Below are 25706 nucleotides of genomic sequence, written 5' to 3'. Positions count from 1 at the left end.
CAGTGCGGCTCCTTGTTATCTGTGATGAAAGACTCACCCCTGATAATAGAACATTGACGCGCCGGAAAAGGAACCAGGTTGTGCCGTGAGGGCCGGAAAAAGCGGGCCGTAGCCCGCTTTGTTAAAGGAATATTTAGATTGCCCAGCCGCCCGCGTAGAAAGCGACCAGCGCAATGGCGATAACCACGGTACCGATATTGAGCTTACGGAACTCGCCGGAAACCAGGCGGCCAATCACCAGCGACGCGAAACCGATCATAATGCCGGTGACGATGTTGCAGGTCAGGACGATAAATACCGCGGTGATAAGGCCAGCCATCGCGTCGACGAAATCGTTGAAATCGATTTTCGCCACGTTGCTGAGCATCAGCAGGCCGACATACATCAGCGCCGGCGCGGTAGCGTAAGCCGGCACCAGGTAAGAGAGCGGTGAGAGGAACAGGATCAGCAGGAACAGCACGCCGACGGTGATCGCCGTCAGGCCGGTTTTGCCGCCCGCGGCAGTGCCTGCGGCGGATTCGATGTAGACCGCCGCCGGAGCCGCGCCCACCAGACCCGAGAAGACGCTGGAGAGTGAATCCGTCGTCAGCGCTTTGCCGCCATCGATAATCTGGCCGTCTTTATCCAGCAGATTCGCCTGGCCTGCGACCGCGCGGATGGTGCCGGTGGCGTCAAATACCGCCGTCATGACCAGCGCCAGCACGCTTGGGATCACGACTGGGTCGAGCGCGCCCATGATATCGAGGCTGCCGATCAGCGAATTGCCGTGCTCATCGCTCAGCGACGGCATCGCGAACAGGCCTGTGAATTTCACCGTCGGGTCGAAAATCAGGCCCACCACAGAGATGCCGATGATGGTGAGCAGAATGCCGCCCGGCACTTTGAGTTTTTCCAGCCCGATAATCACCGCCAGACCGATAAGCGACATGATCACCGGGAAGCTCGCGAAATGACCGAGCGCCACCGGCAGGCCGTCGAGCGGGTTCTTGATGACCAGGCCCACGCCGTTGGCGGCAATCAGCAGCAGGAACAGGCCAATGCCGATACCGGTGCCGTGCGCCACGCCCTGCGGCAGGTTGCGCAGGATCCAGCTGCGAATGCCGGTCGCGGAAATGACGGTAAACAGTACGCCCATCAGGAAAACCGCGCCGAGCGCGACCGGCACGCTGATGTGCTGGCCGAGCACCAGGCTAAACGCGGTAAACGCGGTCAGCGAGATGGCGCAACCGATAGCGAGCGGCAGATTTGCCCACAGCCCCATGACGATGGAGCCGACGCCTGCGACCAGACAGGTGGCGACGAACACGGCGGCAGGCGGAAAGCCCGCTTTGCCGAGCATGCCCGGCACGACAATCACCGAATAGACCATCGCCAGAAACGTGGTGAGACCGGCAACGACTTCCTGACGGACATTGCTGCCGCGTGCGGAAATTTTAAAGAAGGCGTCGAGCGAACCGCCGTTACGCGCAGAAGGCGTAGACATAATGAGACATCCCCTGAAAGTGAGTATTTTTTATAACTCGCGCGTGGCAAACAACCCGCTGCGGATCAAACGTTAACTCCCTGCGTTCTGTTTGTGGTGTTGGAATGGCCACAAAAAGCAAACGTTTAACTCCACGCGCAAAAAACGGCAAAATTTTAAGGCAAACGATTATCCAGCCTTCGGACGGGGATTTTCAACTGAACTTTACGGCTTTTGCCAAAAACCTGCGCTGGCTGATGAATAATTCAGCGTAGGCTGCGCAAACGATATCGTTGATGCGCAAAAAAATGGCCTTCCGGGGAAGGCCGGGGGGCGTCAGCCGCCGGGGATCTCCAGCGGGCCGCCTTTTTCAATGGCGCGCTGCCAGGCCGGGCGCGCCTGCAGGTTATTGAGCCACGCGCGCAGCTGGCGAAATTCGCCGGCATCGCTGCGCGCCAGCAGGGCGATAATCGGAAAGCTCATCTGAATATCGGCCATGCTGAAGCTCTGTCCGGCAAACCACGGGTGTAGCGTCAGATGATCCTCAATAAAGCGCGTATGGGTGGCGAGCTGCTTATTCAGCCAGGCTTTTTGTACGCCCTGCCCGAGCGCTTTGCCGAGCGTGCGAAAGCCTATCGGCACCGGCTTTTTACCGAGGCTGCTGAAAACCAGTTTCATCATCAGCAGCGGCATCAGCGATCCTTCGGCGTAGTGCAGCCAGATGCAGTACTGCATTTTTTCTTCGGCATCCTGCGGCTTCAGGCGCTGCGTGGCGTCATAGGTCTCCTGGAGATATTCCAGAATGGCGCCGGACTCGATAATTTTATGGCCGTTATCTTCCAGCACCGGCGATTTGCCAAGCGGATGCACTTTCTTCAGCGCAGGCGGCGCCAGCATGGTGGGCTCGCGCTGGTAACGCACCAGCTCATAGGGCAGACCCAGCTCTTCCAGCGCAAAAAGAATGCGCTGCGAGCGGGAGTTATTCAGATGATGGACCGTCAGCATGGCGTTTTCCTTTCGCTTTTCATTGCATTAACTATAGAGAATCCATCGCTGACGCACAGGATTTGTTTAGCCGGTGCCTATTCATCTTCCAGCAGTCGCGCCCCACTGCCCTGCGCGCCGAGCCGGTCTTCAGGGTTGCGCAGCGGACAATCGCGGTGCGACAAACACCCGCAGCCGATGCAGCCGTCGAGATCGTCGCGCAGCGCAGTCAGCGTTTTGATGCGCCGGTCCAGCTCCTCGCGCCACTGGGTGGAGAGCTGTTTCCAGACTTTCGGACTCAGGTTTTGGCCTTCCGGCAGGACGCCGATAGCTTCGCCAATCGTCGCGAGTGGAATGCCGATACGCTGGGCGATTTTAATGATCGCTACCTGGCGCAACACATCGCGCCGGTAACGGCGCTGGTTGCCGCTGTTGCGGGTGCTTTTGATCAACCCTTTGGTCTCATAAAAGTGTAGCGCAGAGACTGCGACGCCGCTGCGCTTCGCAACTTCGCCCGGCGTGAGCAGCGATTTGATTCGGGGTGCTTTCTTTTCCATCTGGGGCTTTACCTCAAGTTAACTTGAGGAATTATACTCGCCGCTCAGAAGAACGGCTAACCCATAACTGAGGAAGAGGACGGCTTATGTCACATCAGGAAATTATCCACGCACTGACGCAATGGATTGATGAGCATATTGACCAGCCACTGAATATCGACGTGGTGGCAAAGAAGTCGGGCTATTCGAAATGGTATTTACAGCGGATGTTTCGCACCGTAATGCACCAGACGCTCGGAGAATACATTCGAAAACGTCGGCTGCAGCTGGCGGCGCAGGAATTGCGCACGACCCGGCGGCCGATATTTGATATCGCGATGGATTATGGTTATGTGTCGCAGCAGACGTTTTCGCGTATTTTCCGCCGCCAGTTTGACCGCACGCCGAGCGATTATCGTCAAAGCGCCTGACGGTTAACGACGCAGTTCTGCCAGCCCGGCATCGCCCGGGCGTCATCCTGTTGCAGCCAGGTGATAAACTCTTGCTGCGACAGCGCTTTTGAAAAATGCCAGCCCTGACAATACTGCACGCCGCGCTTTAACAGCCAGGCCACCTGCTCTGCGGTTTCCACGCCTTCGGCGATGATTTTCAACCGCAGGCTATGGGCCATATCGATAATATGCTCGGCGATCAAATGACTGGTGCTGTTGGTGGTTAAGGTATCGATAAACGATTTATCGATTTTCAGAATATCGACGTTCAGCGAATAGAGATTATGCAGATTGGAATATCCGGTGCCGAAATCGTCAATGGCAATCTCAAAGCCCGACTGACGAAACGCCTGTATAACCGGCGTGGTGCGCGGCACGTCAATAAAACCCCGTTCGGTCACTTCTATCTTGATTTGCTGCGCCCGCACGCCGTGCTGGCTATTCTTGCCTTCAATTAATGCAATCAGACGCGACGAATGGAAATCGGATGCCGAAAGGTTAATGGAGATATAAATTTGCGGATGGGTCGCTAAGAAATGGCCTAAGTCATTAAATAACTCTTCGACTACATAATCCGTTACCTGCGCGATCATCCCGGTTTTTTCCGCGAGCGGAATAAATTCCGCTGGACTCATCACCTGACCGTTATAGCCCGGCCAGCGCAGCAGCGCTTCCGCGCCAACGCACATACCGTGTTTGATATCCATAATCGGCTGGTAATGCAGGCGCAGCATGCGCTTTTGCAAGGCGCGCTGCAGCTGGCGGCTCGGTGAATTAAAGCGGTGGCGAGTGCGGGTGCTGATAAACACCAAAAGGCCCCCCATCAGCAGCCCAAGCGGCAACATTACTGACATCTGACGCCGCCACGCCTGCCAGAACCAGGTCTCGGACGTCGAAACGACAATGGCGATGGGGCGTTTGCCCGAGACGACTATCGACCAGAAGCGGCCTTCTTTTTGAAAATCGGTTTTATGCGCGCGCGCGAACGGTGCCAGCGTATGGGCGTCTGTTTTTTCACTCAATGAAAAAAACGCCCGGGTCGCAGTATCATAAACGCCGTAAGTCAGCGCGGTGTCGTTCGTTAATATTTCACTAAAAGAGAGAGGGTTAACCACCGCGACATAATTGCCTTTACGCAAATAAATCATTTTGTGGCCGGAGTAGAACGGCGTGTCACGGTAATAATAGAAGGCGATATCCGGTGTGCGCGTATAATTCGCCGGAGAGAGAATAAAAGGCTGATCGAACAGGGGCGAGCATAATAACTCATCACCCTGAGCATAAATTAAGTCTTCGACATAAATCTGACCGCGAGCAATATCCAGCATATTGCGCTGATGGGCTGGCGAGCATATTTCACCCTGATATTTTTCGGCTTCATTACGGGCTTTCTCGACGTGGCTTAGCACCAGTTCGGTGCGGTTGAGCACAAGCTGCGCGAAGGTATCCAGATGCGCGCGCGTTTCGTTGACAGCCCGATGGTGGGCGAGCCAAAGCGCAAGCATCACAGGCAGTAAGACCACCATGATTATGCCTGAGATTCGCAACGCCTGCCGTCGTGCCCTGAAATTCATTATGGCCTCATATCCCTGCTTTCTGTGTCACATTTATTACCTGATGAGACACGTCGCAAACAGGTGTTTACGTTGCATCAATCAGCAGGCATTGGCAATAGCCTTTTCCAGTTACCAGGTCAATATTTCACGTGAAAGATTAAAATTTGCCGTAAGGAAAAATGCCAACGGCTATTTAATTTTTCTTAAGTGAAATATTTACGCTAATGCTGGCCCTAAAATTCATCAACCGTTCCAGAAAACGATTTAAGTTAAATTAATCATGATTGCCGAAAAAATGTACGGCCTGCTTTTTTATGTCGAAATGGTAATGCCCGCATCGGTTAAATCTAAAAAACCGCTTTTTTGTGTATTGCGTTATTTCTGAACATTTTCATCGCATGCGGGATCATGCCCCCCTTGCCAGGGTGATTTTTTCAACAAAGCGCAGCCGCCAGACTGGCGAATAAAACAACAAATGTGATACAGTTCACACTTAGTGTGCAAGTTTACATGCTTGCCGTCACGTTAAATTTTAACGCCGCGCCAGGCCCACCTCTCCCTGGCCACCCGCGCGGCAGGTCGTTTTGAGGACAGGTTTCATGGCTACACTTACCGCCAGCATGGTACTGATGCGCTGGCAACTTCTGGGTGCGGTTTTAATGTTTCTGGCCAGCACTCTTAATATTCAGTTTCGCAAATCTGACTACCAGGCGCTGGCGGTGATCAGCAGCGGTCTGGGAATTGTCTCCTCCTGCGTCTTCGCCACCGGTCTGCTCGGGGTGAGCATCGACTTCCACGCCATCTGGCACAATATGAAAGACATCATGGTGGAAGTGATGAGTCATACACCGCCGGAATGGCCGATGGTGGTGACCTGATTTGCCCGCTCGCTGATTTAAGCCCCTGCGCCAGGGGCTTTTTTGTGCCCTGCGTTTACATACAGCCCGCGCAGCTGGTGCAGCGCCAGTCCGCTTTATTCACCGCCCGCCAGAAGGCACGATAGTAGTACTCCTCAAGCGGAATGCCGTTATCGAAAAACCAGTCGGTCAGCCATTCGACGTTTTCGACAATCCACTCATCCTCTTTAAGTCCGTCAGCGAACATTTCATCTTCCGGATCGATAATCGAATAGATCCCCCAGGTGTTCATCGCTTTTTCCTGCCAGTGTGGCGGCAGCGTCACCGGACGCTCTTCGAACGTAATCATCCAGTGGCCGTGGCAGAGCAGATTGCCGTTACGGCTCCAGGCGGCGGTAAACGGGTTATTTTCCTGTGTCATCGCGTGCGTTCCCTGTGTGAAATTCACCTGCGGGCGGCAACTGGCGCGCGCGTCAATAAACGCCGTCGCACAGGAAGGAATCGCAAAGCATGTCACTTCGTTATCACCGGGAAAATGCTAACTAAGAGGTACCCGGGGGTTACTTTTCATGATTTTTTGATGCGTAATCAGCACGTTAATCGGCGATCACCAGCCGGTTTCGCCCCTGCTGCTTACCGGCGTACAACATTTTATCGGCACGGTTAAGCGCCCTCTCAAACCCTTCTTCTTTGCCGAGCGCGCTGAGTGCCAGCGTGGCGGTCACTTCACGTGGGTTCTTGTCCGTCTGCCCGACCCACTCCTGAATGCGCGTCAGCAGGCGCTCCGCCACCCGTCTCGCATCCGACAGCGAGGTCTCAGGCATCAGCACCAGAAACTCCTCGCCGCCCCAGCGCGCCACGATATCGCTTTCACGCACGTTATCGGTGATTGCCCGCGCGATGCGCTGCAAAATCATATCCCCGTAACTGTGGCCGCAGCTGTCATTGATCGCTTTAAAATGGTCGATATCCAGCAGCAGCAGCGCCACATCATGACTACCGGACTCTTTTTCCAGTAGCGATACCTGGTGCATAAAGTGACGCCGGGTATAGAGATTCGTCAGACTGTCGCGGCTGGCGGTGTTAAAGAGATCGAATTTCATGGTGTGCGTGAATTCAACCGAGCGCAGCGTCGTATACATCAGAAGCCCAATCGCCATCACAGCATTGGCGATGCCGATGCCATTTAATACCGGCGCGCTTAAGCCGGACGCTGTCCCCATATGATCGCGCAGGGCATAGCCCACGGTGCCAAGCACCGCAATAGCCGTCAGGAATATCGCGCGCCGCACCGGCACCTGCTGAAAGCTGAACGACACAATCGGGATAAGCGAAAACACAAACAGATAAAAATTGCTCTCCCAGCCCAGCATTACCGTGGTGGCGATGGCGTGCGCCAGGATCTCCACGCTCATCAGAGTGCCGACATAAAGATACCGGTAATGCTCTATTTCATTCAGACAATGGGTATAAACCATCACGCTGAAGATGTTAAAAATGGCGAGCGTCGGGATCCCCATCGACAGAAACAGAAAAATCAGCCCGACGTGAATCATCAACGCCAGCCAGACGATCGGGATAATGTGTTGCCAGTATTGGTCGGTCGCCTGGCTAAGAAGTTGGTCGCGATCTCTTTCTGACATGGGCTAACCTGAAGTCGGGGCATCCCTGCCGAAAACGTATAGAGCGTCTGGATGCTTCATGAAAACTATATCGGCAATCGCCCGGCGAGATTTAGCGCACCACCGCGTAAAAGCGCTATGCCGTTCATTTATGGCCTATTTCTATCGCCAGCCAGAGGCGGAACGGGTTGATGCTTAAAAAGCCTCCGAATGGCTTACATATTACCGTTTTCGCATCAGGTCAGTGGTTAATGGCGCAGATAAAGCCATAGTTCAGCGAGAGGCGCGCAGAAAAGCGGCAGAAAAGAAAGATAAATAACGCGCTGAATAAGCACAGGGCGACAAAGCAGGAAAGCGCAGAAATAAAACCGCGGATAAAGAAAAAGCCCTGCCGGAGGCAGAGCTTTTCGGTGCATGCTGACGGGGCGCCCGGACGGAGCGCCGCGTATCAGAACGGGATATCGTCGTCGAAATCCATCGGCGGTTCATTGGAAGGTGCCGGAGCCTGCTGCTGCGGACGGGACTGCGCGCCGCCGCTGAACTGTGCGCCGCCACCCTGCTGCTGCGGCTGCTGAGGCTGACCCCAACCGCCCTGCTGCTGGCCGCCGCCCATGTTGCCGCCTGCCGGTGCGCCGCCGCCCTGACGGCCGCCCAGCATCTGCATGGTGCCGCCGACGTTAACCACGACTTCGGTAGAGTAGCGATCCTGACCGCTCTGATCCTGCCACTTACGGGTGCGCAGCTGGCCTTCGATGTAGATCTGCGAGCCTTTGCGCAGGTATTCGCCCGCCACTTCCGCCAGCTTGCCGTACAGCACCACGCTGTGCCATTCGGTCACTTCTTTCATCTCACCGGTCTGCTTGTCGCGCCAGGATTCGGAAGTTGCCAGGCGCAGGTTCGCCACGGCCCCGCCGTTCGGCATGTAGCGTACTTCCGGGTCCTGCCCCAGATTACCGACGAGAATCACCTTGTTTACGCCTCTGCTGGCCATGATCGTGTCTCCTGAAAACATTTCTTAATAGTGTAAACATTCCATTCTACCACGTCAGCCTTCAATGTTGATAGCTGCGAGACGGCTTCAGGAAATGTTCACACAGTATACACGGTTGCAAATAAATACTGGATATCCATTCAGGTTAAATTGTGTCATAATTAACCGTTTCTGGCCACCGGTTGTCCTTCAAACACCCAGGCATTAGCGTTCAAATCCAGGAAAGGTGAATGGATAAGATAGAAGTTCGGGGCGCCCGCACCCACAATCTCAAAAATATCAACCTCGTCATTCCGCGCGACAAACTCATCGTCGTGACCGGGCTGTCGGGTTCCGGCAAGTCTTCGCTGGCTTTCGACACGCTCTACGCCGAAGGGCAGCGCCGTTATGTCGAGTCGCTTTCCGCGTACGCGCGTCAGTTCCTGTCGCTGATGGAAAAGCCGGACGTCGACCATATTGAAGGGCTGTCGCCCGCGATTTCCATCGAGCAGAAGTCGACCTCCCATAACCCGCGTTCTACTGTGGGTACCATTACTGAAATTCACGATTACCTGCGCCTGCTGTATGCCCGCGTCGGCGAGCCGCGTTGCCCGGATCACGACGTGACGCTGGCCGCCCAGACCGTCAGTCAGATGGTGGATAACGTACTCGCGCTGCCGGAAGGCAAGCGCCTGATGTTGCTGGCGCCGGTCATCAAAGAACGTAAAGGCGAGCACACCAAAACGCTGGAAAACCTGGCAAGCCAGGGGTATATCCGCGCCCGTATTGATGGCGAGGTGTGCGATCTTTCCGATCCGCCGAAGCTTGAACTGCAGAAAAAACACACCATCGAAGTGGTGGTGGACCGCTTTAAGGTGCGTGAGGATTTAGCCCAGCGCCTGGCGGAGTCATTTGAAACCGCGCTGGAGCTTTCCGGCGGCACGGCGGTCGTGGCGGATATGGACGACGAAAAAGCGGAAGAGCTGCTGTTCTCCGCCAACTTCGCCTGCCCGGTGTGCGGCTACAGCATGCGCGAGCTTGAGCCGCGCCTGTTCTCGTTTAACAACCCGGCTGGCGCGTGTCCGACCTGCGACGGGCTCGGCGTGCAGCAATATTTCGATCCGGATCGCGTGGTGCAGAACACCGAGCTGTCGCTTGCGGGCGGCGCTATCCGCGGCTGGGATCGCCGTAACTTCTACTATTTCCAGATGCTGCGCTCGCTCGCCGACCACTATAAATTCGACGTGGAAGCGCCGTGGAACACGCTCAGCGATAAAGTACAGAAAGCGGTGCTGTTCGGCTCCGGTAAAGAGACGATCGAATTTAAATATATGAACGATCGCGGCGATACGTCTGTGCGTCGTCATCCGTTCGAAGGCGTGCTGCATAATATGGAGCGCCGCTATAAAGAGACCGAATCCAACGCGGTGCGCGAAGAGCTGGCGAAATTTATCAGCAACCGTCCGTGCGCGACTTGTGAAGGTACGCGTCTGCGTCGCGAAGCGCGCCACGTATTTGTAGAAAATACCGCGCTGCCGACCATTTCCGACATGAGCATCGGTCATGCGATGGAGTTCTTCAACAACATGAAGCTCTCCGGCCAGCGCGCCAAAATCGCGGAAAAAGTGCTGAAAGAGATTGGCGATCGCCTGAAATTCCTGGTGAACGTCGGCCTGAACTATCTGACGCTTTCCCGCTCAGCGGAAACGCTCTCCGGCGGCGAAGCGCAGCGTATTCGTCTGGCAAGCCAGATTGGTGCCGGTCTGGTGGGCGTGATGTACGTGCTGGATGAGCCATCTATCGGCCTGCACCAGCGCGATAACGAACGTCTGCTCGGCACGCTTATCCATCTGCGTAACCTCGGCAATACCGTGATTGTGGTAGAGCACGATGAAGACGCCATTCGCGCCGCCGATCATGTGATAGACATCGGCCCTGGCGCTGGCGTACACGGCGGCCAGGTCGTGGCGGAAGGCCCGCTTGACGCGATCATGGCGGTGCCGGAATCACTGACCGGGCAATTCATGAGCGGTAAACGCAAAATTGAAGTGCCGAAAGAACGCGTGAAGGCGGACCCGGAAAAAGTGCTGAAACTCACCGGCGCGCGCGGCAACAACCTGAAAGACGTTACGCTGACGCTGCCGGTTGGTCTGTTTACCTGCGTAACCGGCGTTTCCGGTTCCGGCAAATCGACGCTGATTAACGATACGCTGTTCCCGATAGCCCAGCGCCAGCTCAACGGCGCGACTATCGCCGAGCCTGCGCCCTATCGCGATATTCAGGGGATGGAGCATTTCGATAAGGTCATTGATATTGACCAGAGCCCGATTGGCCGCACGCCGCGCTCGAACCCTGCAACGTATACGGGCGTCTTTACGCCGGTGCGCGAGCTGTTCGCTGGCGTACCGGAATCGCGCTCGCGTGGCTATACGCCGGGCCGCTTCAGCTTTAACGTCCGTGGCGGACGTTGCGAAGCATGTCAGGGCGACGGCGTTATCAAGGTGGAGATGCACTTCCTGCCGGATATCTACGTGCCGTGCGACCAGTGTAAAGGCAAGCGCTACAACCGCGAAACGCTGGAAATTAAGTACAAAGGTAAGACTATCCACGAAGTGCTGGACATGACTATCGAAGAGGCGCGTGAGTTCTTCGACGCGGTGCCGGCGCTGGCGCGTAAGCTGCAAACGCTAATGGATGTGGGCCTGACTTACATTCGTCTCGGCCAGTCTGCGACAACGCTCTCCGGCGGTGAAGCCCAGCGCGTGAAGCTCGCCCGCGAGCTCTCAAAACGAGGGACCGGCCAGACGCTTTACATTCTTGATGAGCCGACCACCGGTCTGCACTTCGCGGATATTCAGCAACTGCTGCAAGTGCTCCATCAGCTCAGGGATCAGGGCAACACGATCGTGGTGATTGAGCATAACCTGGATGTCATCAAAACGGCCGACTGGATTGTCGATCTTGGCCCGGAAGGCGGCAGCGGCGGCGGTGAGATCCTCGTCTCCGGCACGCCGGAAACCGTGGCAGAGTGCAAAGAGTCGCATACCGCGCGCTTCCTTAAACCCCTGTTAAATCAGTAAATTATAATCCGGGTCAGCAGGCCCGGATTTATTTATTCTGAATTCCCCCTACCCTTATTCTCCGAAGCTGCGTTTCACTCGTCTTCTTGCCCTATAAAAAATGCCCCACAAAGCGGGGCATTTAACATCTCTTAAGGGAGAGGATTAACGACGGTAGTAAGTGGCGCTACCGCTACTATTATTGTTCGCCGGGTGGGCGATATCGCTCGGTACTGGCTGCACTTGCGGCTGTGGCTGCGGATTAACCGGGACATGATAATCATCAGGGCGCGGTTGAGGTTGAGGCTCAGGACGTGGCTGCGGCTCAGGACGCGGCTGCGGGCCTGGTTGCGGTTGCGGAACGTAATCAGGGGTAATGGTTCCCTGATTATCAACGATTGTATTGGCTGCGGTAATCACTTCTTCGCCGCTGATAGATGCATCTTTAGCATTCGTCAGCTTTTTAACGGAGAAATAGACGTCGCCATTGCTGGCGATAGTACCTTTGTTCGTTACCGTATCACCCGTCCAGCTAATGCCATTCGCGCCGTTAATTTCCCCCTGGTTCACGAAGTCATGCTGCTGGGTCTGAAACTGAACCTGGTTAGCCGCCACAATCTTACCGCTGTTGTAATTATCGGTAGATACCGGGCTACGCCCACCACGCATATCCAGTTTAAAATTATTACCAGCCTGAATCAGGCCTTCGTTTGCAAAGCGGTTATAGACGCTAAAAGTAGCGTCGCGGCCCGCAGTAATAACGCTGGATGAATCTGAAACAAAATTATTGCCAGCGATGACGACATCTTTCTTACCTTTGATAAGGCCACTGCTGTTATCCACCGTCGTGCCATAAACAATATTCAGGGTATTTGCTGAGTTTATTTCACCGTTTTTATTATCGAGCGCGCCATTCCCATTTAAATAAAGCTGCGTATTCTCGCCTGTAGAGAAAATACGGCCATTTTCATTGTTAATAGTCCCATAAGCAATAGTAGAAGCCGGGCCGCCATAACGATTATGGGTGTCTCTGACATCCCCCTCACCAGAGTAGATCCCGCCGTCATTATGGTAATTACGGCTCCAGTCTTCCTTAGAAACGAAATCGCCGCTATTAGTATTAATCAGGGTAACACCACTTAACGCGAGAGTATTATGCGCCTCTATCAAACCTGCATTATTATTCAGCACTGTGGCAGTGATACTGAGGTTACCATCAGAAGCGATCACGCCCTGTTCATTATCAAGGCTGCTGACTTCCGGTTCAAGCCGGTTGTGATAGTTATAGTTAAGCCAGGCATCATCGCCACTCTGAATCTGGCCACCTTTATTATTCAGCGTTGAACCGTTCATGGAGAGTGTGCCTTTTGACTCTACATGGCCGCTTTCGTTATCAAAATTACCGCTGCGGATATTAACGCTACGACCTGTTATTTCGCCGCCACGGTTTTGAATTTCACCACCTTCATTGGTCTGAATATTCAACACATCTTCAGAGCGAATCTCAGCGTTATTATTCACCAGGGATGCGGCGCTGATATTTCCTTGTTTACCCGCTGCGATCAGGCCGCCGTGATTGGTTAACTGGCCCTCAACATCAATGCTCAAATTGTCATCAGCAATGATACTGGCGTGATCAAGACGAACGCCAACGCCTTCTTCAGTACCGATCATTTTAATTTTGCCGGCATACATTGAACCCAGAGCAGAAACGTCCAGCGCCAGTTCCGGCTTATCGCCATCTGAATCCAGTTTCGTGACTTTACCCTTAGCATCAATGCTGTTGGTGCCGGTCACGATGGTGAGATTTTTAGCCTGCAATTCCCCGTTCAGTTTCACGGAGCGGGCCACGATATCGGTGTACGCCGGCTTGCCATCATTACCGACGTCCATACCTGCGCCAGTAATAACGATTTCGCCTTTGTCCACTTTTACGCCGGTCAGTTTCCCATCGTCATCAAAAGTTGGCGTCCCTGTCGTCAGCGAGGCATGGTTAGTATTAATGAAACCGCAGCCGTCGCAGGTAATGCCTGACGGGTTAGCGATAATAACCTGAGCAGATTTGCCTGCCACTTCCACCATACCGTTCAACTGGCTTGGGTCGGACGAACGCACTTCGTTAAGGATAATCGTCGCGCTGTTACCGGCGAGATTGCTGTTAGCGTCGATGTTGCCAGCGAGCTGGGTAGAGGTGTTAGCCGTGCTGTTGTTCAGCACTACGCCATTTTTGTCTACATTAAATTCAGAGTAAATATTGTGCGAAACGCCCTGCTCGCTGGCTTTGTTGATATCGACGACCGTTGCGCCATTTGCGCCAGTATGAATGCCTGGCTGATTTGCCGCGCTGGTATCTGCGGTAATCGCCGCTTTCGCCGATTCAACCATCCCCAGTGCTAAAAGCGTAGCGAAGCAAACCGGGCCCATTTTCGCATAAAGCGTATGCTTAGCTACGCTTTTTACTTCTTTCCTGTTTTTCATTTCCTTTTCCTTTTTCTGTTAAATTCCAGGGCAATATGACGTACATATTCATGCCATTTATTAATGCCGTACAACTCATAATAAAAACATGCGCGTCATAATTACCGCCTCAATTATATCTTTTAAATATGAAACCAAAAATAAGCCACAATTAATCCCGATGAGACAAATAACCTTCATGAATATATAGCAGACAAATAAAAAGCTTAGATTATTCAAATGACGCAATAAATGTTCAATATATTGCAAAACAATCAGAGAACAGGGAAAGGAAGTGTATTAAAGAACGCTTTTAATTTATTCACAATAAAAAAGGAATCGCCTGATATTGAGGGCCATATGCATGCAGTAAAACAAACATATCAACCCTGACGTTAATTTCAGCGCGGGTTTATATTCAGACAAAACATCATTTTTATCTGCTTCAGGCATCATAACCGTCGCCGGTTTCTGCGGCTCAGAAACATACGCTCAAACCCAATGCGCGGGTCTGTGCCCGCGCAAATGCCTTATACCGAAAGCTGCTGTCGGGTTTGTTCAGGCAACAGCCCGAGCGCCTGCTGATACGACGCGTCGACCAGATAGTAGATCTGCGAATCCGGTAAGTTACCGTCAAGATAAACCGTGCTCCAGTGCGCTTTATTGAGCTGCGCGCTGGGAAAGACATCTTTATGCTCCTGGCGCAGCAGCTCCGCCAGCTCCGGGCTCGTTTTCAGCGACACGGCAGGCCGCTGGTCAGCCTCATGCACCATCGCGAACATCACGTCGCCGACTTTTATTTGCGCCGCTTGCCAGTCGCGATGCTCGCTTTGCTCAGCGCCCGGTTTTTTCATGCAGTAATCCAGTAATTCAGAATGGGTCATAAGGATTCTCCTTGAAGCGTCGCGACTACCCTGCGCGAGCCGCCATGATTGCGATGTTCCCCAAGCCAGATCCCCTGCCAGGTGCCGAGTAGCAGGCGTCCCTGCTTTACCGGCAACAGTAAGGAAACCCCCAGGGTGGAGGATTTAATGTGCGCGGGCATATCGTCCGGCCCTTCGTCGTCATGTTCATAGGACGCGTTTTCAGGCGCGGCTTTAAGAAAATGGCGCTCCATATCCCGGCGTACCGAGGGATCGCAATTTTCGTTAAGCGTCAGAGAGGCTGAGGTGTGCTGAAGCAGCAGATGCAGCAACCCCGTCTGCACCTGCGCAAGCGCGGGAAGCTGGCTGACGATTTCATCAGTAATAAGGTGAAAACCCCGCGGTCTGGCTGTTAATGTCAGGGTTTGTTGAAACCACATACGCTGCTCCCTTAAAATCGTTACCCTCTAAGTGTGCAGACTACGCGGCAAAAGGCAAAATTCCGCTGGCGTTATGCTGTCATTTTACACATCACTTTCGCAAGAAGCGTAAATCTGGCGCGGCGCTCAGTATTGCCACTGCATTGCAAAGCCCAGCGTGAACGGGCTGGTATGCATGTTGTCAGGTTTTAAGAGCGGCGCGCCAGCGAAGAGATCGTACCCGAATTTGCCTTTCACTCCCCGCACGCCGAGCACAGCGCCCGCGATGCGCTTTCCGCTCCAGTAGTCGTTTTTCGAGCCTTTAACTTCGCCATAATCCACGCCCATATAAGGCTGTACGCCCCACTGCGGCAGGTTGAGGTTGATATCGTTGCGCAAATACCAGCCTTTATCCGCATACAGTGTCGTCTCTCCGTCAAAGCCGCGTACCGTCCAACGGTTGCCGATGGTAAATTTATCCGGCTGCGTCAGGCGATCCGGCGAAGTCTGCGACATAAAATGCGGCTCATAACTCATCGAGAGGTTACCTGCGCGGAACGGAAACGAGCCATCAACGCCCAGCGTGAGAATACGCGCCTGCGCATCGGCATTGCCCACTTCCTCTTCGGCATCCGCCTGTTCGTTAAACCAGTGCGCGGCCTTCTGGTAGCCGAGACGGGCTTTTATCTGGCCGAAAGAGAGATACGCCAGGTGCTCCAGCGACAGTTTCCAGTTGCTGGTTTTGCGCCGCTGCACCTCGATTTCCACATCGTTAAGCAGGTATGTGGAGTCCCGGCGAAAAGCCTTCAACGCCAGCGTGGTTTTCTGACTGTTGCTGCGATAAATCACGCGACTTAACTGGGCGCTGCGATATTTTTCGATCCCGCTGTAGAGATAACTAAACGCGCCGTCATGGATAGTCTGGGTATAACGGTACTTGCTGCCATAAAGTTCAAGCAGCCAGTAGCCCCAGGGAACGGAATAAAACGCCGAGACGTTATCGCTGCGGCGGCCATCCTGGTTTTTCAGCCCTCCGCCATAGGCGGCGTAAAACATATCATTCAGTGAAGTCAGATTATCGAGGTAAAACGCCAGCCCGCTCTGGTAACGTCCTGTATATTTGCTGCCGGCATCATCCGCCCACGCGCCGAGCCGCCAGTGTTTGGGCTGCGTACGCGTAACCTCTACCCGCGTCTCGCCAGGTTTCGTACCGGGAAGTAAATGAATACTGGCGTTCGAGCCTGGCGTGCGCTGTAAATTCTCAAGCCCTTGTTCAAGACCGCGTAAATCCAGCACATCGCCTTTTTTTTCCGGAAAATTATTGATGGCATGTATGTATTTACCGGAATCATCTTTGAAGACAATATCGCTAATCGTACCGGGAAGAATGTGAAAGGTTAGCGTGCCGCTTTTGAGATCCTGCGCGGGGATCAAGACCCGCGTTGTGATATAGCCATGTTCAATCAGGCGGTTTTGCACCGCGTTACGAAGGGCTTTCAGGCCATTAATACCGATGCATTTTCCCTTCATGCTCAGGACGATATCCCGAAAGGTCATCCAGTGCGCGACAGCATTTTTGTTTTCAAACAAAATATTATTAATGGGATAACAGGGATTTTCATCTGGCAGGTTCAGACCCGCTTTATGTTCATCCTTTGAGCCAGAAAGTAAGGATTTACTTTCAGTAGCAAGGCTGTCATGCCGGGCTTCATTCTGTTGTTGCTGGTTTAATGCCTGCTGGTTCGCCATGACTTCAGCATAAGCCGGGGAATGCACGCCAGCCAGTACTGAAATAATCGCGATACAGACGCTTGAACGACGAACACTCACATGAATTCCTTAACGATCCCTGTTTCCCGGCTTCCGTTTATACGCGCGACGTAAACGGCTTCCCTGATCCTGTAATAAAAAATAGCCGGCAGATATATAGTGCCGCTTCCGGCATCGCAAAGAAAACCTGTAAGAAAGTGCGAATAACTCTGCGGAAAAATGAAAGCGGGGAATAAGAGCCGCAAATAATTGAGGCGGCAATGCGTGATTAGCGCATCCATAAATAAACAGATGCGTAAAAAAGACTCCACTAAAGCTCGCGAAAAGGGTGCAGGTGAGTTTTACGTTAAGTCGAGAAAGTAACTTGAGGCTGACTGATTAAATTAATATATTTCATTCGGCTTACAAATTAACGGGTAATCATTAAGAATTGACGCAATCCCGGTGGCGTTAAAAGAGGAAAAAGCGCTGCGAAGCAGCGCTTTGAGAAAAGTTACATGACGGCGGCGAACGCCTGCGCAACCTGCTGCACGTTGCTGCGGTTAAGACCCGCCACGCACATACGACCGCTGCTGATGAGATAAACACCGAACTCGTCACGAAGACGGTTAACCTGCGCGGCGCTGAGGCCGGTATAGCTGAACATGCCGCGCTGCTTCAGCAGGTAATCGAAATTACGCCCCGGCACTTCGGTTTTCAGCACTTCCACCAGCGCCTGACGCATCTCCAGAATGCGACAGCGCATCGCCTCAACTTCCGCGAGCCACTGCGCTTTCAGCGCGGCGTCGGTGAGCACGGTCGCGACCACCTGCGCACCGAAATTCGGTGGGCTGGAGTAGTTGCGGCGCACGGTCGCTTTGAGCTGGCCAAGCACGCGCGCGGCGGTTTGCGCGTCGTCACAGACCACCGACAGCCCGCCCACGCGCTCGCCATACAGCGAAAAGATTTTCGAAAACGAATTGCTGACTAACGCGGGGAGACCGGCGCTGGCAATAGCGCGGATCGCGTACGCGTCTTCTTCCATCCCCGCGCCAAAGCCCTGATAGGCGATATCCAGGAATGGGATCAGTTCACGCGCTTTCAGCACCTCGACCACTGCATCCCACTGGGCGTTGGTAAGATCGGCGCCGGTCGGGTTATGGCAGCACGGATGCAGCAGCACGATGTCGCGCGCAGGCAGCGTGTTGAGCGTTGCCAGCAGCGCGTCGAAACGCACGCCGTTGGTTTCCTCATCAAACCAGGGGTAAGTGCTTACTTCAAAGCCAGCGCCGCTGAAAATCGCGACGTGGTTTTCCCAGGTGGGATCGCTCACCCAAACGCGGGAATGTGGGAAGTAACGCTTAAGGAAATCGGCGCCGATTTTCAGCGCGCCCGACCCGCCTACCGTCTGAATGCTGGCGATACGGCCCGCGGTCAGAGCCGGATGATCGGCGCCGAACAACAGCGGCGCGATGGCGCCGCGGTAGGCGTTAAGACCTTCCATCGGGAGATAAAGCGAAGCGCCGTGCGGCTGCGCGTTAAGACGTGCCTCAGCCTGCGTTACGGCCTGTAGCTGCGGGATAATGCCCTGTTCGTTGTAATAGAGGCCGATACTCAGGTTCACTTTGTCGCCACGCGAGTCTTCTTTAAAGCGTTCCATGAGCGAAAGGATGGGGTCGCCGGCGTAGGCGTCAACATTCTGAAACACGCTTGGTTCTCCAGATTTACGGTGTGATGTTTGTCCACAATAAACCGGATAGCGCGGCAGATCGAGCGGGATATGGTTGATTCGCAGCGCAAAGATCAGGGGACGGCAGAGAGCGGGTAAGTGCAGACAGAGGATAAGCGAAGATGGCGGGGGCGCTGCGCTTACCCGCCCGACAATCCTCTATCACCCTATTAGCCAGATACGCGGGATAGTTAAGCGCAGCGCGCCTGCCGCCAGCCATTAACGCGCTGCGTGACGTTCAATCCTCGTAACGCATCGCAACCCGCGAAGTGAGCCGTGTGACAAGTTCGTAAGCGCTCACATCTGTTACTTTGGCGATGCGTTCGACCGGCAGGCCGTCGCCCCACAGGATGATGCTATCGCCCGCTTTTTCCTGCGCGCCTGGGCCTAAATCCACACAAATCATATCCATCGCCACGCGTCCAACGATCGGCACTTCGCGGCCATTAACCAGCACCGGCGTCCCGGTGGGCGCGCAGCGCGGATAGCCATCGCCGTAGCCCATCGCCACTACGCCAAGCCGCGTATCGCGCTCGCTCACCCATGTGCCGCCATAACCTACCGGCTCGCCCGCTTTATGGTCGCGTACGGCGATCAGGCTTGAAATGAGTGACATCGCGGGCTGAAAGCCCAGCTCCGCGCCCCACGGATGCGTATCCAGCGGCGACACGCCATAAAGGATAATGCCGGGGCGCACCCAGTCGAAGTGCGACTGCGGCCAGAACAGAATGCCGCCGGACGCCGCAATAGAGCGCTTGCCGGGTTTGTCATGCGTAAAGCTGTTGAAAATATCCAGCTGACGCTCGGTGGCGCCGCATTCTGGCTCGTCGGCGCGGGCGAAATGACTCACTATATTCACCGGCTGACGCACGTTTTTACAGGCCGCGAGCCGGTCGTAAAATGCCTGCGCCGCCTCCGGACGCACGCCTAAGCGGTGCATGCCGGTATCGAGTTTCATCCAGACAGTCACCGGCTCCGACAGCGCCGCCTGCTCCAGCGCCGCCAGCTGTTCTTCGCTATGCACGGCGGTATGCAAATTCTGCGCAGCGATAACCGGCAGATCGCTGGCGTTAAAAAAACCTTCCAGCAGGAGAATGGGTTGCGTAATACCGCCTTCACGCAGACGCAGCGCCTCTTCAAGGCGGGCTACGCCGAACGCGTCGGCATCAGGAAGAGTGCGGGCGGTCTCAAGGAGACCGTGTCCATAGGCGTTTGCCTTCACTACCGCAACCAGCTTACTGGCGGGCGCCAGTTCACGCAGGCGTTGCAGGTTGTGACGCAGAGCGCGGCGGTTTACTACCACAGTTGCCGCTTGCATTGACTTTCCTTGCAGTTGTTTTGGTGTTTTAACTTTTAAGCTACAGACAATTTGGCGTTATTGGCGCAGCGAGTTCGGGTGCGGCCAGCGCGCAGCCACCGGAGCGTACTGAAGTACGTGAGGATGGCGAGCACTGCCCAAGCCCGCAATCGCAAGTAAAATAGCCAAATTAATCATTCGTCGTCGTACTGAGGGCCAGCATAGTTATCAAACCGCGACCACTGCCCATTAAACGTCAGGCGCACCGTGCCGATAGGGCCGTTACGCTGCTTACCGATAATGATCTCCGCGATGCCTTTTAAATCGCTGTTCTCGTGATACACCTCATCACGGTAGATGAACATGATAAGGTCGGCGTCCTGCTCGATGGAGCCGGATTCACGCAAATCCGAGTTCACCGGGCGTTTGTCGGCGCGCTGCTCCAGCGAGCGGTTAAGCTGCGAGAGCGCCACCACCGGCACCTGAAGCTCCTTCGCCAGCGCTTTCAGCGAGCGCGAAATCTCAGCAATTTCCAGCGTTCGGTTATCAGAGAGCGACGGCACGCGCATCAGTTGCAGGTAGTCGATCATAATCAGGCTTAAGCCGCCGTGCTCACGGTAGATGCGGCGCGCGCGGGAGCGCACTTCCGTCGGGGTCAGGCCGGAGGAGTCGTCAATATACATATTGCGCTTCTCAAGCAGAATACCCATGGTACCGGAAATGCGCGCCCAGTCCTCATCGTCCAGCTGGCCGGTACGAATGCGCGTCTGATCGACGCGGGAGAGCGATGCCAGCATACGCATCATAATCTGCTCGCCGGGCATCTCAAGGGAGAAAATCAGCACCGGTTTATCCTGCAGCATCGCGGCGTTTTCGCACAGGTTCATGGCGAATGTCGTTTTACCCATTGACGGGCGCGCCGCCACGATGATCAGATCCGAGCGCTGTAAGCCCGCGGTCTTTTTATTGAGATCCTGATAGCCGGTATCGACGCCCGTCACGCCGTCGTGCGGCTGCTGGTAAAGCGTTTCGATGCGCGCGACGGTAGCTTCGAGGATCTGGTCAATACTCTTCGGCCCTTCGTCTTTATTGGCGCGGTTTTCGGCTATCTGGAATACGCGCGATTCGGCGAGATCGAGCAGATCCTCACTGGTGCGGCCCTGCGGATCGTAGCCGGCGTCGGCAATCTCATTGGCGACGGAAATCATGTCGCGCACCACCGCGCGTTCTCGCACGATATCAGCATAGGCGCTGATATTCGCGGCACTGGGGGTGTTCTTGGAAAGCTCCGCGAGGTAGGCGAAGCCGCCGACGCTTTCCAGCTGCCCTTGTAGCTCCAGCGATTCCGACAGCGTGATCAGATCGATGGGTTTGCCCATCTCCTGCAGGCGATGCATTTCGGTGAAGATCATGCGGTGCTGGCGGGTGTAGAAATCCTCGGCCACGACGCGCTCGGCCACATCGTCCCAGCGCTCGTTATCCAGCATTAAACCGCCCAACACCGACTGTTCCGCCTCCATGGAATGCGGCGGCATTTTCAGCCCGGCGACCTGCGGGTCACGAGGTTCAGTAGGTTTGTTGAAGGGTTTATTTCCTGCCATAGTGAATGGAGTTACCAAAAATCATCATCAGAGAGAATGTGGAGTGTATCTGATCTGAGTCGTTTTGTACTCAGTTTGCACGCTCCCGCGTTCATGCCCGACACTTAACAAGGAGTTCCTATGGCGACGCGTATTGAGTTCAGCCAGCATGGCGGACCAGAAGTGTTAAAAGCGGTGACGTTCACCCCGGCCGACCCGGACGAGCTTGAAGTCCAGGTGGAAAACAAAGCCATCGGCATCAACTATATCGACACCTATATTCGCAGCGGACTTTACCCGCCGCCAGCGCTTCCGGCAGGGCTTGGCACTGAGGCCGCAGGCGTCGTCACCAAAGTCGGGAGCGGCGTGACGCACCTCAAACCTGGCGATCGCGTGGTTTACGCCCAGTCGGCGCTCGGCGCCTACAGTTCAGTGCACAATGTCCCGGCGGACAAAGCCGTCGTGCTGCCGGACGTTATCTCCTTTGAACAGGCGGCGGCCTGCTTTTTAAAAGGGCTGACCGTCTTTTATCTGCTGCGCAAAACCTATGAAATTAAACCCGACGAGATGTTTCTGTTTCATGCGGCCGCAGGCGGCGTCGGGCTTATCGCCTGTCAGTGGGCCAAAGCGCTTGGCGCGCGGCTTATCGGCACCGTCGGCTCGGCGGAAAAAGCCCAGCGTGCGAAACAGGCGGGCGCCTGGGAGCTGATTAACTATCGTGAAGAGAGCGTGCCCGAGCGAGTGCGTGAGTTGACCGGCGGGAAAAAGGTGCGCGTGGTGTATGACTCGGTCGGTAAAGAGACGTGGGAATCGTCGCTCGACTGCCTGCAGCGGCGTGGACTGATGGTGAGCTTCGGCAACTCCTCCGGCCCGGTCACCGGCGTGAACCTGGGGATCCTCAACCAGAAAGGCTCGCTTTACGTAACGCGCCCGTCGCTTAACGGCTATTTAACGAATCGTGCCGAACTGGAAGAAGCCAGCAACGAGCTCTTTTCGCTGATCGCAAGCGGCGTGATTAAAGTGGATGTGGCCGACAGCCAGAAATTCGCGCTGGAAGAGGCTACGCGCGCGCATCAGACGCTGGAGAGCCGCAGTACACAAGGCTCCAGCTTATTGATTCCCTGAAAGAATTAGGGCTTCCCGCAGGAAGCCCTTTCTTTTTTATTGTCGCGCTGGTTGTAGGGTACAGCGCTGATGAATTCTGTCATACGGCGGACATATTGACAGATTGAATAAGCAAATAATATGGCTTTCGACTGAAAGCCCGCCGGAAAGTTGCAGGGTTGTGATCAACCCCGCAACTTATCAGTAACGCCAGCGGTTCGCCCGGCTATAGCGTGAGGTGCGGCGATAATCCGGCACTTTCGGGGCCTTCACGCTGCGGATCACCCAGACGACAGCGACTGCCAGCAACAGCCACGGCAGCACTTTAATCATCAGCGCGAATACGCCACCGAAAAACATTACCAGCGTCGCCACCATCAGCGCGGCGATGATGCCGAGCAGCGACACGCCCGTTGCCAGCAGCATCAGGAAGAAGGCCACCACAAACAGCAGTTCAAACATTCTCGTTCTCCTTTGAAACGTTATGCCCTGCTATTACAAGATTCGTGCCAGAATTAACTTATTGAATCGAAAAGAAACGCCCCCGGTGGCAGCCGGAGGCGTTAGTGAAATTAACCATATTATGGCGAAGATCAGCGCTTGTCGGCCACCAGCTTCAGCGCCTGCTCCAGTACATTGATATCTGCGCCTGGCTTGTGGGCATTTTCGCTCAGGTAGCGTCGCCACTGGCGCGCCCCCGGGATCCCCTGGAACAGCCCGAGCATATGACGGGTGACGTGGCCTAAATAAGTGCCGTTCGCCAGTTCACGCTCGATGTACGGATACATCGCGCGCACCACCGCGACCGGGTCGGCGTCCGGCGTATCAAGCCCAAAAATGTCACGGTCGACCGATGCCAGCAGGCCAGGATTCTGGTAGGCCTCACGGCCCACCATTACGCCATCCATATGCGCCAGATGGGTTTTCACCTCGTCCAGCGTTTTGATGCCGCCGTTTATCGACATTGTAAGCTGCGGGAAATCGCGCTTGAGCTGATAAACGCGCGGGTAATCGAGCGGCGGGATCTCACGGTTTTCTTTTGGACTCAGGCCAGACAGCCACGCTTTACGCGCGTGGATTATAAAAGTGTCGCAGCCGCCCTGCTCCGCCACAGTACCGACGAAATCGCAGAGGAATTCGTAGCTGTCCTGCTCATCGATGCCGATGCGGGTTTTGACCGTCACAGGAATGGAAACCACATCGCGCATCGCCTTAATGCAGTCGGCAACCAGCTGCGCCTCGCCCATCAGGCACGCGCCGAAGCGGCCATTCTGCACGCGGTCAGACGGGCAGCCGACGTTCAGGTTGATCTCATCATAGCCGCGCGCTTCGGCAAGCTTCGCGCAGTGCGCCAGCGCCGCCGGATCGCTTCCGCCAAGCTGTAACGCCACCGGATGTTCCTCTTCGCTATAGGCGAGATAGTCACCTTTGCCATGGATGATGGCGCCGGTCGTCACCATTTCGGTATACAGCAGCACCTGCGAAGAGAGCTGGCGCAGGAAATAGCGGCAGTGGCGATCGGTCCAGTCGAGCATGGGCGCGATGGAAAAACGATGGGCGGGAAAAGCGTTACGGGATGTGGACGTCATAGTAGCTAAGCGAGTCGAAGTTCGGGCTGAAAAAGGGGCGCTACTATAGCACAAACTTCAGGCAGGGGCGCACTGCGCCCCTGCAAAGGATCAGAAGGTCAGGCTCAGCTGCGCGCCTGCGCCCCAGGTTTCGTCTTCGCCGACGATCCCGGTGAGATCGAGATGCACGCGGTTGAACGGCGCGAAACCAACACCCGCCGTAAACACATTGCTTTCGTTATCCTTCACGTCGGCACGGAAACCGCCGCGCACCGCCAGCCAGCTAAGCGGACGCACTTCAGCGCCGACGCCGACAAACTGCGAGTTCTCTTCGCTCTTAAAGCCTTTGGTTTCCGTCAGATCGCCATCGGCGCTCAGCGTCACCAGATCGTTATGCCAGGCCACCCCGGCGGTTACCAGCGGCGAGATCTCATAGGTATCTTTAAAGCCGTTAACCTCTTTGGTATCGATATCGCGCGAAAGCAGGTTCTGCCCGCTCAGGCCCACCGTCCAGTTTTCGCCGAAATCCGCCGCCAGGCCAGCGTCGACGTTAAAGCCGGTGTCATCATTGCGGTAGCGATCGCTGTCCCAGTCGCTGCTCTTATAGTTATAAATTGAGACCGAGTAGTTATAGAGCCAGGTTTTTTGCAGCTTCGGCGTGACGCCAACTGACACCGGCACGTCGCCCAGCTGGAACTGGCGAGCAAACGCCACGCCGTAATCGGAGACGATCGCCGCACGGCCAAACGCCGAGGAGGTCAGGCGATCGGTTATCGTGTCGGAGCCATTGATCGCCGCGTTGATTATCTGCCCGCCCGCGTAAAGATCGTCATTTTCAATGCGGCGCAGGTAGTCGATATCGCTCTGATCCACCCGGGTGCTGACGCGCGCGTGCGCATAGGCTTTCGCCACAAATGCCACCGCCAGCACGTCGTTGGGGATACTCACGGCGATACCGCCCGCCGCGCGCGCGTTGGCCGATTTGCCGCGCAGGTTTTCCAGCTCGTCGCCAAGCTCGCCCGCCGCGCCCTGGAACTGGCGCAGCGTGCCGATAGGATCGGCGGCGATATCCCCTGGCGTCAGGCTGTTCACCACATCGCGATAATAATCGACGCGATCGCTGATATGGTCGATTTCATCTTCAAGATTGTCTTTATCGGTAATTTGCGCCTGTAATGCCGGGAGAATCACAGTAATGTCATCATCCGGCTGAGAACGCGCCAGTAACGCCGGGTTAATCAGCACGCCGCTGCCGTAATCGGCTGACGCGACGCCGGTTCCGCCCATTGCATCGTTACGGGCCTGCGCCCAGGTATTTGCCGCACTCGCCTGATTTGCTATCACCATAGAAAGGGCGACGGCTGCCACTGAAGGTTTGATTATATTTTTCACAGTTTACCCGCTTATTATCAACACGAAGGACATCCTCTGCCTTTGCCAGA

At 55.1% G+C, this 25706-nt stretch carries 22 protein-coding genes; 5 read left to right on the top strand and 17 right to left on the bottom strand.

Translation table 11 applies throughout. The annotated features are described in order from the left end of the window. Nucleotides 1–133: 133 nt before the first annotated feature. The gene (gene ghxP, locus BJP61_RS03500) at nucleotides 134–1483 is read right to left on the bottom strand and encodes a guanine/hypoxanthine transporter GhxP (RefSeq protein ID WP_038867387.1); all 1350 of its coding nucleotides are present in this window, start codon (nucleotides 1481–1483) and stop codon (nucleotides 134–136) included. Nucleotides 1484–1587: 104 nt separating this feature from the next. On the opposite strand from ghxP, the gene BJP61_RS03495 reads away from it, so the two are divergent. Then, the gene (locus BJP61_RS03495; RefSeq protein ID WP_161580889.1) at nucleotides 1588–1737 is read left to right on the top strand and encodes a hypothetical protein; all 150 of its coding nucleotides are present in this window, start codon (nucleotides 1588–1590) and stop codon (nucleotides 1735–1737) included. A 61-nt stretch (nucleotides 1738–1798) separates the two neighbouring features. Here BJP61_RS03495 and BJP61_RS03490 read toward each other — a convergent pair whose 3' ends face one another. Together BJP61_RS03490 and soxR are read right to left on the bottom strand one after the other, a co-directional pair. Further along, nucleotides 1799–2467 (bottom strand): glutathione S-transferase, encoded by a 669-nt coding sequence (locus BJP61_RS03490; RefSeq protein ID WP_171997831.1) that lies wholly within the window; start codon nucleotides 2465–2467, stop codon nucleotides 1799–1801. 77 nt (nucleotides 2468–2544) lie between these two features. Beyond that, the gene (gene soxR / locus BJP61_RS03485; protein ID WP_038867382.1) at nucleotides 2545–3003 is read right to left on the bottom strand and encodes a redox-sensitive transcriptional activator SoxR; all 459 of its coding nucleotides are present in this window, start codon (nucleotides 3001–3003) and stop codon (nucleotides 2545–2547) included. Nucleotides 3004–3089: 86 nt separating this feature from the next. On the opposite strand from soxR, the gene soxS reads away from it, so the two are divergent. Continuing rightward, nucleotides 3090–3413, top strand: coding sequence for a superoxide response transcriptional regulator SoxS (gene soxS, locus BJP61_RS03480; RefSeq protein ID WP_004386206.1), 324 nt, complete (start codon nucleotides 3090–3092; stop codon nucleotides 3411–3413). Here the strand turns inward: soxS and BJP61_RS03475 are convergent. Beyond that, nucleotides 3401–5008, bottom strand: a complete 1608-nt coding sequence (locus tag BJP61_RS03475; RefSeq protein WP_144420880.1) for an EAL domain-containing protein — start codon at nucleotides 5006–5008, stop codon at nucleotides 3401–3403. The two genes, soxS and BJP61_RS03475, sit on opposite strands and share 13 nt — an antisense overlap. A 581-nt stretch (nucleotides 5009–5589) precedes the next feature. Here BJP61_RS03475 and BJP61_RS03470 point away from each other — a divergent pair. Beyond that, complete coding sequence (locus BJP61_RS03470) at nucleotides 5590–5868, top strand: YjcB family protein (RefSeq protein WP_171997830.1); 279 nt, start codon at nucleotides 5590–5592, stop codon at nucleotides 5866–5868. Between the two features lie 55 nt (nucleotides 5869–5923). On the opposite strand, the gene BJP61_RS03465 is transcribed toward BJP61_RS03470, so the two are convergent. From BJP61_RS03465 to ssb1, 3 genes are all read right to left on the bottom strand, one after another. After that, nucleotides 5924–6268, bottom strand: coding sequence for a hypothetical protein (locus tag BJP61_RS03465; protein ID WP_038867371.1), 345 nt, complete (start codon nucleotides 6266–6268; stop codon nucleotides 5924–5926). A gap of 175 nt (nucleotides 6269–6443) precedes the next feature. Further along, the gene (locus tag BJP61_RS03460; protein ID WP_171997829.1) at nucleotides 6444–7490 is read right to left on the bottom strand and encodes a GGDEF domain-containing protein; all 1047 of its coding nucleotides are present in this window, start codon (nucleotides 7488–7490) and stop codon (nucleotides 6444–6446) included. A gap of 427 nt (nucleotides 7491–7917) precedes the next feature. Then, nucleotides 7918–8460 carry a single-stranded DNA-binding protein SSB1 gene (gene ssb1 / locus BJP61_RS03455; protein ID WP_007702264.1) on the bottom strand — a complete coding sequence of 181 codons (543 nt, stop codon included), beginning with the start codon at nucleotides 8458–8460 and terminating at the stop codon, nucleotides 7918–7920. Between the two features lie 230 nt (nucleotides 8461–8690). Between ssb1 and uvrA the strand changes: the two genes are divergently transcribed. After that, entirely contained in the window at nucleotides 8691–11519 is a 2829-nt protein-coding gene (gene uvrA, locus BJP61_RS03450) for an excinuclease ABC subunit UvrA (protein ID WP_038867366.1), read from the top strand. 144 nt (nucleotides 11520–11663) lie between these two features. On the opposite strand, the gene BJP61_RS03445 is transcribed toward uvrA, so the two are convergent. The 7 genes from BJP61_RS03445 to dnaB form a co-directional block, all read right to left on the bottom strand. After that, entirely contained in the window at nucleotides 11664–13976 is a 2313-nt protein-coding gene (locus tag BJP61_RS03445; RefSeq protein WP_171997828.1) for a filamentous hemagglutinin N-terminal domain-containing protein, read from the bottom strand. A gap of 509 nt (nucleotides 13977–14485) precedes the next feature. Further along, nucleotides 14486–14839, bottom strand: coding sequence for an MmcQ/YjbR family DNA-binding protein (locus BJP61_RS03440; protein WP_038867364.1), 354 nt, complete (start codon nucleotides 14837–14839; stop codon nucleotides 14486–14488). After that, nucleotides 14836–15258 (bottom strand): secondary thiamine-phosphate synthase enzyme YjbQ, encoded by a 423-nt coding sequence (locus tag BJP61_RS03435; protein WP_038867361.1) that lies wholly within the window; start codon nucleotides 15256–15258, stop codon nucleotides 14836–14838. Before BJP61_RS03435 ends, BJP61_RS03440 begins: the two co-directional genes overlap by 4 nt. A 126-nt stretch (nucleotides 15259–15384) precedes the next feature. Further along, nucleotides 15385–17067: a ShlB/FhaC/HecB family hemolysin secretion/activation protein gene (locus BJP61_RS03430; RefSeq protein WP_171997827.1), complete on the bottom strand. Its 1683-nt coding sequence runs from the start codon at nucleotides 17065–17067 to the stop codon at nucleotides 15385–15387. Nucleotides 17068–17500: 433 nt separating this feature from the next. Beyond that, nucleotides 17501–18694, bottom strand: coding sequence for an aromatic amino acid transaminase (tyrB, locus tag BJP61_RS03425; protein WP_171997826.1), 1194 nt, complete (start codon nucleotides 18692–18694; stop codon nucleotides 17501–17503). A gap of 259 nt (nucleotides 18695–18953) precedes the next feature. Then, complete coding sequence (alr, locus tag BJP61_RS03420) at nucleotides 18954–20033, bottom strand: alanine racemase (RefSeq protein WP_171997825.1); 1080 nt, start codon at nucleotides 20031–20033, stop codon at nucleotides 18954–18956. A gap of 173 nt (nucleotides 20034–20206) precedes the next feature. Further along, nucleotides 20207–21613 carry a replicative DNA helicase gene (gene dnaB / locus BJP61_RS03415; RefSeq protein ID WP_004388597.1) on the bottom strand — a complete coding sequence of 469 codons (1407 nt, stop codon included), beginning with the start codon at nucleotides 21611–21613 and terminating at the stop codon, nucleotides 20207–20209. A 120-nt stretch (nucleotides 21614–21733) separates the two neighbouring features. Between dnaB and BJP61_RS03410 the strand changes: the two genes are divergently transcribed. Next, nucleotides 21734–22717, top strand: coding sequence for a quinone oxidoreductase (locus BJP61_RS03410; protein ID WP_038867353.1), 984 nt, complete (start codon nucleotides 21734–21736; stop codon nucleotides 22715–22717). Nucleotides 22718–22897: 180 nt separating this feature from the next. Here the strand turns inward: BJP61_RS03410 and pspG are convergent, their stop codons facing one another. The 3 genes from pspG to BJP61_RS03395 form a co-directional block, all read right to left on the bottom strand. Continuing rightward, nucleotides 22898–23158, bottom strand: coding sequence for an envelope stress response protein PspG (gene pspG, locus BJP61_RS03405; protein ID WP_007752812.1), 261 nt, complete (start codon nucleotides 23156–23158; stop codon nucleotides 22898–22900). 131 nt (nucleotides 23159–23289) lie between these two features. After that, nucleotides 23290–24285 carry a tRNA dihydrouridine(20/20a) synthase DusA gene (gene dusA, locus BJP61_RS03400; protein ID WP_161579047.1) on the bottom strand — a complete coding sequence of 332 codons (996 nt, stop codon included), beginning with the start codon at nucleotides 24283–24285 and terminating at the stop codon, nucleotides 23290–23292. Nucleotides 24286–24375: 90 nt separating this feature from the next. Continuing rightward, nucleotides 24376–25656 (bottom strand): conjugal transfer protein TraF, encoded by a 1281-nt coding sequence (locus BJP61_RS03395; protein ID WP_038867347.1) that lies wholly within the window; start codon nucleotides 25654–25656, stop codon nucleotides 24376–24378. Nucleotides 25657–25706 lie beyond the last annotated feature (50 nt).

It is taken from the genome of Cronobacter sp. JZ38 (assembly GCF_008932145.1).
Lineage (GTDB): Bacteria > Pseudomonadota > Gammaproteobacteria > Enterobacterales > Enterobacteriaceae > Cronobacter > Cronobacter muytjensii.
This window is presented reverse-complemented; position numbering and strand designations above follow the sequence as displayed.